The 14,757-nt window shown below is 67.4% G+C and carries 15 protein-coding genes and 3 tRNA genes; 14 read left to right on the top strand and 4 right to left on the bottom strand.

All coding sequences use genetic code 11. The features are described 5' to 3' along the window. Positions 1-51: 51 nt before the first annotated feature. The 4 genes from argG to B0W80_RS01090 form a co-directional block, all read right to left on the bottom strand. A complete protein-coding gene (argG, locus tag B0W80_RS01075; protein ID WP_076997253.1) occupies positions 52-1,389 on the bottom strand; it encodes an argininosuccinate synthase in 1,338 nt (445 codons plus the stop codon). Between the two features lie 14 nt (positions 1,390-1,403). Beyond that, positions 1,404-1,721: a pyrimidine/purine nucleoside phosphorylase gene (locus tag B0W80_RS01080; RefSeq protein WP_076997254.1), complete on the bottom strand. Its 318-nt coding sequence runs from the start codon at positions 1,719-1,721 to the stop codon at positions 1,404-1,406. A gap of 121 nt (positions 1,722-1,842) precedes the next feature. Next, on the bottom strand, positions 1,843-2,427 hold the full coding sequence (locus B0W80_RS01085; protein WP_076997255.1) for a hypothetical protein: 585 nt from the start codon (positions 2,425-2,427) through the stop codon (positions 1,843-1,845). 82 nt (positions 2,428-2,509) lie between these two features. Continuing rightward, positions 2,510-2,866: an ArsC family reductase gene (locus tag B0W80_RS01090; RefSeq protein ID WP_076997256.1), complete on the bottom strand. Its 357-nt coding sequence runs from the start codon at positions 2,864-2,866 to the stop codon at positions 2,510-2,512. Between the two features lie 46 nt (positions 2,867-2,912). Here B0W80_RS01090 and folC point away from each other — a divergent pair, with 46 nt between their 5' ends. The 14 genes from folC (at position 2,913) to B0W80_RS01160 (ending at position 14,735) form a co-directional block, all read left to right on the top strand. Next, entirely contained in the window at positions 2,913-4,208 is a 1,296-nt protein-coding gene (gene folC, locus B0W80_RS01095; protein WP_256856437.1) for a bifunctional tetrahydrofolate synthase/dihydrofolate synthase, read from the top strand. A gap of 61 nt (positions 4,209-4,269) precedes the next feature. Continuing rightward, entirely contained in the window at positions 4,270-5,184 is a 915-nt protein-coding gene (locus B0W80_RS01100) for an SPOR domain-containing protein (protein ID WP_076997258.1), read from the top strand. A gap of 6 nt (positions 5,185-5,190) precedes the next feature. After that, the gene (locus B0W80_RS01105; RefSeq protein WP_076997259.1) at positions 5,191-5,676 is read left to right on the top strand and encodes a CvpA family protein; all 486 of its coding nucleotides are present in this window, start codon (positions 5,191-5,193) and stop codon (positions 5,674-5,676) included. A gap of 21 nt (positions 5,677-5,697) precedes the next feature. Beyond that, on the top strand, positions 5,698-7,215 hold the full coding sequence (purF, locus tag B0W80_RS01110) for an amidophosphoribosyltransferase (RefSeq protein ID WP_076997260.1): 1,518 nt from the start codon (positions 5,698-5,700) through the stop codon (positions 7,213-7,215). Between the two features lie 2 nt (positions 7,216-7,217). Continuing rightward, the gene (locus tag B0W80_RS01115; RefSeq protein WP_076997421.1) at positions 7,218-8,432 is read left to right on the top strand and encodes an O-succinylhomoserine sulfhydrylase; all 1,215 of its coding nucleotides are present in this window, start codon (positions 7,218-7,220) and stop codon (positions 8,430-8,432) included. Between the two features lie 4 nt (positions 8,433-8,436). Then, a complete protein-coding gene (gltX, locus tag B0W80_RS01120) occupies positions 8,437-9,819 on the top strand; it encodes a glutamate--tRNA ligase (RefSeq protein ID WP_076997261.1) in 1,383 nt (460 codons plus the stop codon). A 35-nt stretch (positions 9,820-9,854) separates the two neighbouring features. Then, a tRNA-Ala gene (locus tag B0W80_RS01125) sits at positions 9,855-9,930 on the top strand. Between the two features lie 52 nt (positions 9,931-9,982). Further along, positions 9,983-10,058: transfer RNA gene (locus tag B0W80_RS01130), tRNA-Glu, on the top strand. 70 nt (positions 10,059-10,128) lie between these two features. Continuing rightward, positions 10,129-10,205, top strand: a tRNA-Asp gene (locus B0W80_RS01135). Positions 10,206-10,298: 93 nt separating this feature from the next. Next, a complete protein-coding gene (locus B0W80_RS01140) occupies positions 10,299-10,904 on the top strand; it encodes a class I SAM-dependent methyltransferase (protein WP_076997422.1) in 606 nt (201 codons plus the stop codon). 46 nt (positions 10,905-10,950) lie between these two features. Next, entirely contained in the window at positions 10,951-11,391 is a 441-nt protein-coding gene (locus B0W80_RS01145; RefSeq protein ID WP_218668864.1) for a hypothetical protein, read from the top strand. A gap of 124 nt (positions 11,392-11,515) precedes the next feature. Beyond that, entirely contained in the window at positions 11,516-11,863 is a 348-nt protein-coding gene (locus tag B0W80_RS01150) for a hypothetical protein (RefSeq protein ID WP_076997263.1), read from the top strand. Next, entirely contained in the window at positions 11,860-13,287 is a 1,428-nt protein-coding gene (locus B0W80_RS01155; RefSeq protein ID WP_076997264.1) for a TolC family protein, read from the top strand. Before B0W80_RS01150 ends, B0W80_RS01155 begins: the two co-directional genes overlap by 4 nt. 17 nt (positions 13,288-13,304) lie before the next feature. Further along, complete coding sequence (locus B0W80_RS01160; RefSeq protein ID WP_076997265.1) at positions 13,305-14,735, top strand: multicopper oxidase family protein; 1,431 nt, start codon at positions 13,305-13,307, stop codon at positions 14,733-14,735. Positions 14,736-14,757 lie beyond the last annotated feature (22 nt).

The following is a 14,757-nucleotide window of genomic DNA, read 5'->3' on the forward strand; positions in this document are numbered from 1 at the left end:
GGAGGCGGCAACTGAGCCAGCCCCGCGCCTGCGTCCGCCCGCCGCGGCCTGCTACTTCGATTCGTCGTTCTTGAGCTGGGGCAGCGAGGCGCCCTGGCCCGAAGACAACAATCCGACCTGCGTGTAGATGCCCAGCTTTTCGCGTGTGTCCACGATGTCGAGGTTGCGCATGGTGAGCTGGCCGATGCGGTCGGCCGGCGAGAAGCTCGACTCGCCCTTTTCCATGGTCAGCCGCTCGGGCTTGTAGGTCAGGTTGGGTGAATCGGTGTTGAGGATCGAGTAGTCGTTGCCCCGGCGCAGCTCGACCGTGACCTCGCCCGTGACCGCACGCGCCACCCAGCGCTGGGCCGTCTCGCGCAGCATGATGGCCTGCGGGTCGAACCAGCGCCCCTGGTAGAGCAGGCGGCCGAGGCGGCGGCCGTGGTCGCGGTACTGCTCGATCGTGTCTTCGTTGTGGATGCCGGTGACCAGGCGCTCGTAGGCGATGAACAGCAGCGCGAGGCCGGGGGCTTCGTAGATGCCGCGGCTCTTGGCTTCGATGATGCGGTTTTCGATCTGGTCGCTCATGCCGAGGCCATGGCGGCCGCCGACGCGGTTGGCTTCGAGCAGCAGCTCGACCAGGCTCGGGTATTCCACGCCGTTGATCGCCACGGGGCGACCCTCGACGAAGCGCACGGTGACTTCCTCGCGCTTGACTTCGACCTCGTCCTTCCAGAAGGCCACGCCCATGATGGGCTGCACGATCTTCATGCCGCTGTTCAGGTGCTCGAGGTCTTTGGCCTCGTGCGTGGCGCCCAGCATGTTGGAGTCGGTGGAATAGGCCTTCTCGGCCGACATCTTGTAGGCGAAGCCTTCCTTCTGCATGAAGGCCGACATTTCGGCGCGGCCGCCCAGTTCGTCGATGAAGGTCTGGTCGAGCCAGGGCTTGTAGATCTTCAGCGCCGGGTTGGTGAGCAACCCATAGCGGTAGAAGCGCTCGATGTCGTTGCCCTTGTAGGTGCTGCCGTCGCCCCAGATGTTGACGTCGTCTTCCTTCATCGCGGCGACCAGCATGGTGCCGGTGACGGCACGGCCCAGCGGCGTCGTGTTGAAGTAGGTCAGGCCGGCAGTCGTCACGTGGAAGGCGCCCGCCTGCAGGGCGGCGAGGCCTTCGGCGGCCAGCTGCGCGCGGCAGTCGACCAGGTGCGCCTTCTCGGCACCGTAGAGCATGGCTTTGCGCGGGATCTCGTCGTAGTCGGGCTCGTCGGGCTGGCCCAGGTTGGCTGTATAGGCGTAGGGGATGGCGCCCTTGTTGCGCATCCAGCGCAGCGCGGCGCTGGTGTCCAGGCCGCCCGAGAAGGCGATGCCGACCTTCTGGCCGGCGGGAATGCTTTGGAGAATGGTGGACATGCTCGAATCCCGTTTCAACCGAAGTGGCAGATGTAGCTGTAGGGCTCGCCGCTCACACGGATCTGGAAGCTCGAGTTCGCGGGGACGCTGAACTTCTCGCCGGGGCCGGAGGATTTCCACTCGCTGCTGCCCGCGAGCAGGTAGTCGCAGCGGCCGCCGGTGCCTTCCATGATTTCCGGCGCGCCGGTGTTGAAGGTGAGGGTGGCGGGCAGGATCACGCCCACCGATTTTTTGCTGCCGTCAGCCAGCGTGAGGCTGTGGCTCACGCACTTGCCGTCGAAGTACACGTTCGCCTTGGTCGACACCGTGGCGCTGGAGAGGGATTCGATCATGCTGGTCTGGGAGGGACGCCGACGGCACTCGGCCGCCGGGCGCGCGCCTGGCGTGGGCACGCCCCTGCAAGGGTTGGAAAGCCGGTGATTTTAGGCCGGGCCGGCTGGCCGCCGGCGACGCTCAGCGCCAGCGGCCGTGCCAGCCGCCGTAGCCGCCGCCGCGCCAGCCGCGCGAATAGCCCAGGTTGAGCGAGATGCCCACGGGGGGATAGACGTAGGGTGATGCGTAGTAGCTCGGCGCCACGTACACCGGCGGCGGGGCGTAGTAGACGGGCGCGGGCTGCGAATAGATCGGTGCCGGCTGCGTGTAGATCGGGGCAGGCTGGCCGTAGCCCGGAACGCCGCCGCCTGAAACCACCACGCCGGGCTCCGGCGTCACGTTGTTCCAGTCGGGTCGCGGCACGTCGACTGGCGCTGCCGCGATCGGGTACTGCGGGGCGACGGGCGCGGTGGTCGCCACACCGTAGTCGCCGACTTCGATCGGAATGCTGGCGCCGGGGCGGGTGTCGGTCACCATCGTGTAGTTTCGGCCGCCGTATTCGTAGGTGACGTTGTAGCGGGTGTTGCCGGTGGTTTCGTGCGAGGGCGTGACCGAGACCACCCGGGCCCATGCCTGTGCCGCCTGGGCCATCGACGCGGTGCCCGCCAGGACGGCCACCAGGGAAAGAGCGCTCAGCTTGCAAAGGGTCTTGGGAAGGGTGCGCATTTCGGAGCTCCTGTAGTTCTGGAAACGGGCGCGGGGCCCGCCGAACCCGTTCGATGCCATGCGTCGGCCGGGGTTCAACCGTTTACACAGTGTGGCTTTTCCACTGCGCGGCGTCGAACCCTGTCGTAACGCCGCCTCGCGGACCCCAGTTGACCACCGGCCGCTTGATCAGGCTGGGGTTGGCCAGCAACACGGCGCGTGCGGAGGCGGCATCGACGACGGCATTGCGTGTCGCCTCGTCGAGCTTGCGCCAGGTGGTGCCGCGCCGGTTGACCAGGGCTTCCCAGCCGGGTGCCTTCAGCCAGTGGTCGAGTTCGGCTTCGGGCACGCCTTCCTTCTTGAAGTCGTGGAAACGATAGGGGATGCCTTGCTCGTCGAGCCACGCGCGGGCGCGCTTGACGGTGTCGCAGTTCGTAATGCCATAGAGGGTCGTCGTCATCCCGCGATGATGCCCGCGCCGCGCCTGGGCGACAATTCCGGGCTCCATGAAAAGCCTGGCCGACTGGCTCGCACACGCCGAGCACCTGCATCCCAAGAATATCGAGCTGGGGCTCGACCGTGTGCGCGAGGTGGGCCGTCGGCTCGGCCTCGCTTTCGAATGTCCGGTCATCACCGTGGCCGGCACCAATGGCAAGGGGTCGACCTGCGCGATGCTCGAGGCCATCTTGATGAGTGCGGGCTATCGCACCGCGGTGTTCACTTCGCCGCACCTGGTTCGCTTCGAAGAACGGCTGCGGCTCTCGGGCGAGGCGGTGCATGCCGACGCCCTGGCCGTGCATTTCGAGGCGGTCGAACAGGCGCGCGGCGACATGGCGCTCACCTATTTCGAGTTCACTACGCTGGCGATCCTGCTGTGCTCGGCCGCGAGCAAGCCCGATGTCGCGATCCTCGAGGTCGGCCTGGGCGGCCGGCTCGACGCGGTGAACATGGTGGACGCCGACTGCGCCGTCATCACCAGCATCGACCTCGACCACATGGAATTCCTCGGCCCCGACCGCGAGCGCATCGGTTTCGAGAAGGCCGGCATCATGCGGCCAGGCAAGCCGGCGATCGTGAGCGACCCGGTACCGCCGCAAAGCGTCGTCGACCATGCCGAGGCGATCGGCGCCGATCTGTGGCGCGTCGGCCGGGACTTCAGCGTTTCGGGCGACAAGCAGCAGTGGGGCTGGACGGGCCGCGGGCGCCGGTACAGCGGCCTGGCGTACCCGGCGCTGCGCGGTGCCAACCAACTGGTCAACGCGGCCGGCGTGCTGGCGGCGCTGGAGTCGCTGCGACCGCAGCTGCCCATCACCGCGCAAGCCGTGCGCAACGGACTCGCCACGGTCGAACTGCCGGGTCGGTTTCAGATCGTGCCGGGCGAGCCCGCGCTCGTGCTCGACGTGGCGCACAACCCGCATGCCGTGGCGGCGCTGGCCGAGAACCTCGATGCCATGGGCTTCTATCCGACTACGCACGGCGTGTTCGGCGTCATGGCCGACAAGGACCTGGCGCCCATGTTCGCGCGCATCGGCCCGATGATCGACCACTGGTACTTCACCGATCTGCCGACGCCGCGTGCCGCGAAGGCTGCCGATCTGATGGCGCAGTGGCAGGCGCAGAACCAGCGTGCCGACGCTTCGGCGAGCGCGCATGCGGCCCCCATGGAGGCGCTGCAGGCGGCCATCGATCGCGCAGACCCCGCTGATAGAATCGTCGTCTTCGGATCGTTCTTCACAGTGGGTGGTGTGCTCGAGCACGGAACACCACGTCTGCGGGCCAAGCACCTGCCGCCGGACGCTTGATGGGCCTGAGTTCCGGCGCCTTTTCTACCTCACGCTGCACTCCATCAGGGAATCGAATTTCATGGCGTTCTTCAAGTTCCGCTCCCGCGGTCCGCAGGCCAACGAAGGGCGAAACACCACCGTCGCTGCGGCACCGGCCGAGAGCGTCGAAGCCATGCGCCGTCGGGCTCGCCACCGGCTGCTGGGTGCCGCGGTGCTGGTGCTGGTCGGCGTGGTCGGCTTTCCGCTGCTGTTCGACACCCAGCCGCGCCCGGTGTCGGTCGACATCCCCATCGACATACCCGACCGCAACAAGGCCAAGCCGCTGACCCTGCCGACGCCGCCCGCGCCTGCGTCGACGGCCGCGCCGGCAACCCCTCCGCCGGTCGCCGCCAGGCCTTCAGAGAACGAGATGATCACCGAGGCGGCCGACGGCAGCGAAGTCGTGCCGTCCAGGCCGGCACCGGCTGCGCCGCCAGCGGAAACGAGGCCGCCGCGCGTGGCGGAAGCCAAGCCGGAGCCGCGTCACGAAGCCAAGGCCGAAGCGAAGCCCGAAGCCAAGCCGCGCACGGAAGCCAAGGTCGAAGCCAGGGCAGAGCCGAAGGCCGATAACAAAGCCGACACCAAATCCGACACGAAGGCCGACACCAAGACTGCAGCGAAGTCCGCCGACGACGGTGCCCGCGCCCGCGCGTTGCTCGACGGCAAGGCCGCCGCAGCCGCCGCCGCCAAGCCCACCACCAGCACACCCGCCGCGGCGGATGACGCCGGCCGCTTCGTGGTTCAGGTGGGCGCCTTCGCCGATGCCGACAAGGCGCGCGAGGTCCGCCAGAAACTCGAGAAGGCCGGCCTCAAGACCTTCACCAACGTCGCGAAGACGGCCGATGGCGAGCGCACGCGGGTCCGCGTCGGCCCCTTCGGCTCGCGCGCCGAGGCGGACAAGGCGGCAGGCAAGGTCAAAGGCTTGTCTTTGTCGGCGGCCGTCCTCAGCTTGTAGGCGTCAGTGGCTGCCCTCGACTGGATTGCCATCGTGCTGCTGGTGGTGTCGATGTTGTTCGGTCTGGTGCGTGGGCTGGTGTATGAGCTGATCTTGCTGGCTGCGTGGGTGGCCGCGTTCTTCTGTGCCCAGTGGTTCGCTGCCGACGTGGGGGCCTGGCTGCCGTTCGGCGACCCGGCTGCCAATTGGCGCTATGCGGCGGGCTTCGCGCTGGTGTTCGTGGGCGTGGTGTTCGGTGTCGGATTGCTGGCCGCGCTGGTTCGCAGGCTCGTCACGGCCGTGGGTCTGCGTCCGGTCGATCGCATGTTGGGGGCCGTGTTCGGGCTGGCCCGTGGCGCCGTTGCGCTACTGGCCCTGGCGGTCGTGGTTCATCTGCTCGCGCTCGGTGATTCGGCCTGGTGGCTGGAGTCGCAAAGCGCCACTGTTCTGAATGCGGCATTGCAGGGCCTCAAGCCTGCACTGCCTGAGAAATTGGCAAGCTACCTGCCTTGAGACCCTGAGAGGATCGCTTCAATGTGTGGAATCGTCGGCGTTGTCAGCAACGCACCCGTCAACCAGCTGCTCTATGACGCACTGCTGCTGCTGCAGCACCGCGGGCAGGATGCGGCGGGCATCGTCACGCTGCTGGAGCGCAAGTTCTTCATGCACAAGGCCAAGGGCATGGTGCGCGACGTCTTCCGCACGCGCAATATGCGTGCGCTGCCGGGGGGCGTGGGCCTCGGGCAGGTGCGCTACCCGACGGCAGGCAATGCCTTCAGCGAAGAAGAAGCCCAGCCCTTCTACGTGAACGCGCCCTTCGGCATCGTGCTGGTGCACAACGGCAACCTGACCAATGCGCACGCGCTGCGCGCCGAGTTGTTTTCCACCGACCATCGCCACACGAACACCGACAGCGACTCCGAGGTGCTGCTCAACGTGCTTGCGCACGAGCTCGACCGCTCGTCCCGCGGCGCGAAGCTCGACAACGAATCGCTTTTCGCTGCCGTGCGCAACGTGCACAAGCGCCTGCGCGGCTCGTATGCGGTGGTGGCGCTGATCGCCGGCCATGGCCTGCTGGCGTTTCGCGACCCTTATGGCATTCGGCCCCTGGCCGTGGGGCGCGGCGCCGACGGCACGCTGATGGTGGCGAGCGAATCGGTCGCGCTGGAAGGCTCGGGCCACACCTTCGAGCGCTTCGTGGCGCCGGGCGAAGCCGTGTTCATCGATCTGCAGGGCAACCTGCACGCGCAGCAATGCGCCGAATCGCCGACGCTGAATCCGTGCATGTTCGAGTTCGTTTACCTCGCACGGCCGGACTCGGTGCTCGACGGCATCTCGGTCTACCAGGCGCGCCTCAACCTCGGCGAGACCCTCGCGCAACGCGTGGTCTCGACCGTGCCGCCGAGCGAGATCGACGTGATCATCCCCATCCCCGAATCCAGCCGCCCGAGCGCGACGCAGCTCGCGCACCTGCTGGGCATTCCGTACCGCGAGGGCTTCGTGAAGAACCGCTACGTCGGCCGAACTTTCATCATGCCGGGGCAGGGCGTGCGCAAGAAGTCGGTGCGCCAGAAGCTCAACGTGATCGGCAGCGAGTTCAAGGGCCGCAACGTGCTGCTGGTGGACGACTCCATCGTGCGTGGCACCACCAGCCGCGAGATCGTGCAGATGGCGCGCGATGCCGGCGCGCGCAAGGTGTACCTGGCCAGTGCCGCGCCGCCGGTGCGCTACCCCAACGTGTACGGCATCGACATGCCGACCAAGGACGAGCTGGTCGCCCATGACCGCACCGTCGAAGAGGTGCGCGAGCTGATCGGCTGCGACGCCCTGATCTACCAGGACGTCGAGGGCATGAAGCGGGCCGTGCTCAAGGCCGCGCCGGCCGGTGGCATCAAGCTCGACGGCTTCGATGCCTCCTGCTTCGATGGGGTGTACGTCACCGGCGACATCGACACCGAGGCCATCACGCGAATGAACGGCAACCGTCCGCGCATCGAGGAAACCGAAGAGGATTCCTCGCGCCTTGCATTGCCCAACCTGAGCGAGACTTGAACGTGACTGACCGAACCCTGCCCCCCGGCCTGCACCGCGACACGCTCGCCGTGCGTGAGGCGCTCGAACCCAGCCAATACGGCGAGAACTCCGAGGCGCTGTTTCTCACCAGCAGCTTCGTGCAGCCCGACGCCGCAACCTCGGCGCGCCGCTTCGCGGGCACGGAGGAAGGCTTCACCTACACCCGCACGTCCAACCCGACCGTGGCCAGCTTCGAGCGGCGCCTGGCGGCGCTGGAAGGCACCGAGGCCGCGATCGGCGCGGCCAGCGGCATGGGCGCCATCCTGATGATGTGCATGGGCCTGCTCAAGGCAGGCGACCACGTCGTGTGCTCGCGCTCCGTGTTCGGCTCCACGCTCAACCTCATCGGCCGCGAGTTCGGCAAGTTCGGCGTAGAGACCACTTTCGTTTCGCAGACCGACGTCGCGGAATGGAAGGCGGCGATCAAGCCCAACACCAAGCTGCTGTTCGCAGAGACGCCGACCAACCCGCTGACCGACGTCTGCGACATCCGTGCGCTGGCCGACCTGGCGCATGGCGCGGGTGCCTTGCTCGCGGTCGACAACTGCTTCTGCTCGCCTGCACTGCAGCGGCCCACCGAGCTCGGCGCGGACCTGGTCATCCATTCGGGTACCAAGTACCTCGAAGGGCAGGGGCGCGTGCTGGCCGGCGCGATCTGCGGATCGCAGAAGCTGATCGACATCTTCGCCACCGTGGTGCGCACGGCGGGCATGGCCCTGTCGCCCTTCAATGCCTGGGTGGTGCTCAAGGGACTGGAAACGCTCGGCATCCGCATGCAGGCCCATTGCGCCGGCGCACTCGCGTTGGCGCAGTGGCTGGAGACGCAGCCTGCGGTGAAGCGCGTCTACTACCCGGGCTTGGCCTCGCACCCGCAGCATGAACTGGCCATGCGGCAACAGGCCGGGCAGGGCGGTGCGGTGGTGTCTTTCGATGTGCCGGGCGACACGCCCGAGGCGGCGCGCGCCAACGCCTTCCATGTGATCGACAGCACGCGCGTGCTCTCCATCACGGCCAACCTCGGCGACACCAAGACCACCATCACGCATCCGGCCACCACCTCGCACGGCCGTCTCACCGAAGAACAGCGGCAGGCCGCCGGCATCGGCCAGGGCCTGATTCGCGTGGCGGTCGGCCTGGACCACATCGACGACATACGCGCCGACCTTGCACGCGGCTTCGACACGCTGATCCACTGATTTCATGACCGTTCGCACCCGCATCGCACCGTCGCCCACCGGCTTTCTTCACCTTGGCACCGCGCGCACGGCGCTGTACTCGTGGGCCTATGCACGCCACCACGGCGGCAAGTTCGTGCTGCGCATCGAAGACACCGACGTCGCGCGGTCGACGCAGGCGTCGGTCGAGCAGATCCTCGCCTCGATGCACTGGCTCGGCCTCGACTACGACGAAGGTCCGATCTATCAGATGCAGCGGCTCGAGCGTTACCGCGAGGTCGTCGAGCAGATGCTGGCCGCCGGCACGGCCTACCGCTGCTATTGCACGCCCACCGAACTCGACGAAATGAAGGAGGCGCAGCGCGCCCGCGGCGAGAAGGCGCTGTACGACGGCCGCTGGCGGCCGGCCCCGGGCAAAGTTCTGCCGCCCGTCCCCGAAGGCGTGGCGCCGGTCATCCGCTTCTGCAACCCGCCCGAGGGCGACGTGACCTGGGACGATCTGGTCAAAGGCCCGATCACTATCAACAACCGCGAGATCGACGACCTGATCATCGTGCGCACCGATGGCGTGCCGACGTACAACTTCGCGGTGGTCGTCGACGATTGGGACATGGGCATGACGCACGTGTTCCGTGGCGACGAGCACATCAACAACACGCCGTGGCAGATCAACATCTTCCGCGCGCTCGGTGCGCCGCTGCCGCAGTACGGCCACGTGCCGGTCATCCTCGGCGAAGACGGCCAGAAGCTCTCGAAGCGCCGCGGCGCCGTCAGCGTGACCGCCTACGACGAGGGCGGCTACCTGCCCGAGGCCATGCTCAACTATCTGGCGCGCCTGGGCTGGAGCCATGGCGACGACGAGCTGTTCTCGAGCGAGCAGATGGTGGGCTGGTTCGATGGCTCGCACCTGTCGAAGAGCCCGGCGCAATGGGATGCCGCCAAGCTCGCCTGGGTCAACGCGCAGTACATCAAGGCCAAGCCCGATGCCGAGCTTGCGCCGCTCGTCGCGACCCAACTCGCGAAGCGCGGCATCACGGCCGACGAGCGTCTGCCCGCGATCTGCGCCTTGTTCAAGGACCGCTGCGAGACCACGGTGGCGCTGGCCGACTGGGCCGCTGCCTTCTATGCCGATGTGAAGGCGAGCGAAGCCGATCGCACGCAGCATGTCGGCGACGGCATTCGTCCTGCGATTGCCGCACTGGCGGACAAGCTCGCGACGGTGACCTGGGACAAGGCGTCGATCGCCGCGGCCATCAAGGAAGTGTTGGGCGCGCAGGGCATCAAGATGCCCGCTCTGGCAATGCCCGTTCGCGTGCTCGTGATGGGCACGCCGCAGACGCCGTCGCTCGATGCCGTGCTCGCACTGTTTTCTCGCGAAGAAATTTTGAAGCGCCTTCAGGAAGCCTGATTTTCCAGGCTATACTCCAAGGCTCGACACCCACAGGGGGTATAGCTCAGCTGGGAGAGCGCTTGCATGGCATGCAAGAGGTCAGCGGTTCGATCCCGCTTACCTCCACCATCAGGGCGTCGAGAAAACCGAGCGTTGATCGCAACGCGGTTCTTAGGTTTATGACCCTATCGTCTAGAGGCCTAGGACACCACCCTTTCACGGTGGCTACCGGGGTTCGAATCCCCGTAGGGTCGCCAGATTTCACGCAAGTGAAGAAGGCACAAGTCGGCAGCACTTGGCTCCTAACGGAGTGAACGCAGCCTACCAGGAGTGGTAGTTCAGTTGGTTAGAATACCGGCCTGTCACGCCGGGGGTCGCGGGTTCGAGTCCCGTCCACTCCGCCAATCACAAAACGGGCTATAGCGATTTCGCTGTAGCCCGTTTTCTTTTGCCCCGCGGCCGCCACGCGTGGACCATCTGTTGCGAGTCGAGTGAACATGCAGTCAGCCGGCGCCGCCATCTTCGACGAAGCCTATTACCAGCGCTTCTACTTCGACAAGAAGACCAAGGTCGTCGATCCCCGGCATGTCGAGCGGTTGGGCGCTTTCGTCTGTGCCTACCTTCGATACCTGCGCGTGCCCGTGCGGCGCGTGTTGGACATGGGATGCGGCATCGGCCTCTGGCGCGACGTCGTGGCAAAGCACTTCCCGGCGGCCAGTTACCAAGGCGTGGAGTTCAGCGAGTACTTGTGCGGGCGCTACGGCTGGGAGCGCGGTTCGGTGCTCGACTACCAGGCCAAGGAGCCCTTCGACTTCGTCATCTGCCAGGGTGTGCTGCCGTACCTCAGTCCCTCGGATGTGAAGCGCGCCATTCGCAATCTGGGAGCGCTGAGTCAAGGTGGCCTCTACGTGGAAGCCGTGACCCGCGAAGACTACGAGCGCGACATCGTCGATGAAGACGTCACCGACCCTCGCATCTTTCGCCATCGCGCCGAGGTGTACCGCCACGGTCTGTCGCAGGACTTCCAGGAACTCGGCGGCGGCGTGTGGTTGAGCCGGCGATGCGAGGTGCCGCTGTTCTCGCTCGAGTGCGCCGCGCAGTGACGCTGCGACCGGGGCATAGAATCTCGTGATGCTTCGCTTGCGCGCCGTGCTGCTGTGGCTCTTCATGCTGGCCTTGCCCTTGCAAGGCGTGGCGGCCGTGGCAATGAGCTATTGCGCGTTGCCGGCGGCCTCGGGTGCGGGGGCGGTCCATGCGATGGGTCATGCGGACTCCCATGAACACGCTGCCCACGATCACGACATGCCGTCGCAAGTGCATGCCTCGCACGCCGGCGATATCCGGTTCGATCTTCACGGCGACGCGCAAGGCAACTCCCAAGGCCTTGGCCACGCCACTCACCACGCCGCTTCGGCCGACACCGGCGACTTCCACAAGTGCGGCGCCTGCGCGTCCTGCCACGCGAATGCGATGGTGGGTACGCTGCCTTTCCAGCCCCTCGCCACGCTCCCCCAGGCCGACCTGGCCGAAACTTTCGCAGCACCGGCGAGCCCGCCGCTGCGCGTTCTCGACAAGCCTCCTCGCGCGTGACCGCGCCCCGCACCGGCCGATGACCTTGGTCACCGGAAGCGTGCCTGCGCGCCTGCATCCCGCCTGACATCGGGCCCGCATGGGCCACCGATGCCGCTTTGCTCACGCACATCGCGAGGATTTCATGCCCCATCCAAGGCCGGCCCGTTGGCTGGCGACATTGCCCGCCGTCGCGGCGTTGACGGCCGCCGCACAGACGGCTCCAGCGCCCGCGGCTTCTATCCAGCCCGAAGCACAGGCGCCGCTGTCCTTCCGCTCCGCATTCGACGGCTACCGACCCTTCGTCGAAGAGAAGGCCATTCCCTGGAAAGAGGCCAACGACACCGTCCGCGCGCGCGGCGGCTGGCGTGCCTATGCCAAGGAAGGCGCAGGCGAAGCGCCGCGCGAAGCGGCCGGTGCACCCGCCCGTGCGCCCGATCCGCATGCAGGCCATCACATGCCGATGCCTGCGAACCCGGAGCGACGGCCATGAGTGCACTGCGCCTGGCCTCGGCATCCGCAGCGTCCGCGGCCTTGATGCTGCTGACCGGCTGCGCCGCCCTCGGCATCGACGACGCATTGCGCGACACGAACGCGAGCGCTCCGCACTTCACGCACGGCGCACTCGAACTCGCCCGCACCCAAGACCGACGAGACCGCCGCGCCGCGCTGTCACAAGACCTGCTCGCCAGCCCCTTGTCGCAGGAGGGCGCGGTGCAACTGTCCCTCGGCAACAGCCCCGCGCTCCAGGCGCTTCTGGCGCAAGGCTGGGCCGGGATCGCCGCGGCCGACCAGGCGGGCCGGCTTCGCAACCCCGTGTTCACCTTCGAACGCATGCGGCTGGGCGATGAACTCGAAATCGGCCGCCTGCTGTCCTTCGGCCTCGTCGATCTGCTCCTGCTGCCGCAGCGCCTGTCGATCTCTCGCAGCCAGTCGGCGTTGGCCCGGGTGCACCTGACCGGCACCGTCGTCGACCAAGTCACGCGAACGCGTCAGGCCTGGGTGCGCGCGGTCGCCGCGCAGCAGTTGCTCCTGTACGCCGAGCAAGTGCAGCAGTCGGCCGAGGCCAGCGCCGAACTGGCGCGGCGCATGCAGCAGGTGGGCAACTTCAGCCGGCTGCAGCGCGCGCGGCAGCAGGCCTTCTATGCAGACGCGACCACGCGCCTGGCCGGCGCGCGGCATGCCGTCACCGCGACCCGCGAAGAACTGGTTCGCGCGCTAGGCCTCGACGACGCCCAGGCCGTGTCGCTCAAGCTGCCTGGCCGCCTGCCCGATCTGCCCGAGTCCCCGCGCGAGCCACGCGAGGTGGCCGCAGCCGGCGGCGAGCAGCGGCTGGACCTGCAGTTGGCCCGCGCGCAACTCGACGTCGCCGGCAAATCCCAGGGCGTCAACCTGCTGTCCACCTTCGTCGACGTGGAACTCGGCGCACGGCGCGACAGCGTGTTCGACGATGCCGAGCGTTCCCGCCGCACGCGCCGCGGCTTCGAGCTCGACATCGTGCTCCCCTTGTTCGACTGGGGCTCGGCCCGGCGCGACCTGCTGAACGCGGAGTCGCTCGCGGCGGCTTACGGCTACGACGCGGCCGCACGCGCGGCCACCTCGCAGCTGCGCCAGGACTATTCCGCGTACCGCACGGCCTACGACATCGCGCGGCACTACCGCGAAGAGGTCGTGCCCTTGCGCCAGGCCATCGCCGACGAGAACCTGCTTCGCTACAACGGCATGCTGATCGGCGTCTTCGAGCTGCTGGCCGAGGCACGCGATCAGGTGGCCGGCGTGACGCAGGCCATCGATGCGCAGCAGCAGTTCTGGCTCGCCGATGCAGCGTTGGCTGCGTCGGTGATCGGCAGGCCCGCAGCTGCTTCGACGCCGACCGCCGGCGCTGCGGCGGAAACCCCTGCTGTCGCTGCGCACTGAACCATCTTCGGACCTCCATGAACACCCGACGCAATTTCCTCCATGGCGCAGGCGCCATCACCGGCGCCCTGGCAGCCGCATCGGTCGGCAAGGCCGCCATGGCCGCACTGCCCGAGCCCGTGCTGCAGACCCGTCCCGACACCCTGCCGCCGCCGGCACCTCCCACCGGCCGCCCCTACCAACCCGTCGTGACCCTCAACGGATGGTCGTTGCCCTGGCGCATGAACGATGGCGTCAAGGAATTCCACCTCGTCGCCGAGCCCGTGGTGCGCGAGATGGCGCCCGGCTTCAAGGCCCATCTGTGGGGCTACAACGGCCAGTCGCCCGGCCCGACCATCGAGGTCGTCGAAGGCGACCGCGTGCGCATCTTCGTCACCAATCGCCTGCCCGAGCACACCAGCATCCATTGGCATGGCCAGCGATTGCCCAACGGCATGGATGGCGTCTCCGGCCTCACGCAGCCGGCGATCGGCCCGGGCAAGACCTTCGTCTACGAGTTCACGGCGCGCCGCCCCGGCACCTTCATGTACCACCCGCATGCCGACGAGATGGTGCAGATGGCCATGGGGATGATGGGCTTCTGGGTCACGCACCCGCGCGCCGAGCATCCGCTGATCGACCGTGTCGACCGCGACTTCGTGTTCCTGCTGAACGCCTACGACATCGAGCCCGGCAGCGCCACGCCGAAGATCATGACCATGCTCGACTTCAACCTGTGGTCGTGGAACAGCCGCGTGTTCCCGGGCATCGATTCGCTCAACGTGCGGCTGGGCGACAAGGTCCGCATCCGCGTGGGCAATCTCACGATGACCAACCACCCGATGCACCTGCATGGCCACGAGTTCACGGTGACCGGCACCGACGGCGGCCCCACGCCCAAAGGCGCGCGTTGGCCCGAGGTGACCACCGACGTGGCGGTGGGCCAGATGCGGCAGATCGAGTTCGTGGCGGACGAGGAGGGCGACTGGGCTTTCCATTGCCACAAGAGCCACCACACCATGAACGCGATGGGGCACGACCTGCCCACGCTGATCGGCGTCGACCACAAGGACATCGTCCGCAAGATCACGAAGCTGGTGCCCGACTACATGGTGATGGGCGAGCGCGGCATGGGCGACATGGGCGAGATGCAGATGCCCATCCCCGACAACACGGCGCCCATGATGACCGGCGAAGGCCCCTTCGGCTCGGTCGAGATGGGCGGCATGTTCAGCGTGGTGAAGGTGCGGCGCAACCAGAAGGCCGGCGATTACACGAACCCGGGCTGGTACAGCCACCCCAAGGGTCGCGTGGCCTACGAGTGGAGCGGGAGCCCGCCGGAGGCGCCGCGCTCGCGTGGGTCGGGCGCATCGGCGATGCCGGCGCAGAACATGCCGGCTCTCGATGTCGAGGTGCAAGTCCAAAAGCCGCGCGGGCATTCGAAGCACTCGGAGCATTCAGGGCATTGAACGGCTGTCGACCCCCATGCAT

The sequence above is a fragment of the Variovorax sp. KK3 genome (genome assembly GCF_001984055.1).
Taxonomy (GTDB): Bacteria; Pseudomonadota; Gammaproteobacteria; order Burkholderiales; family Burkholderiaceae_C; genus Variovorax.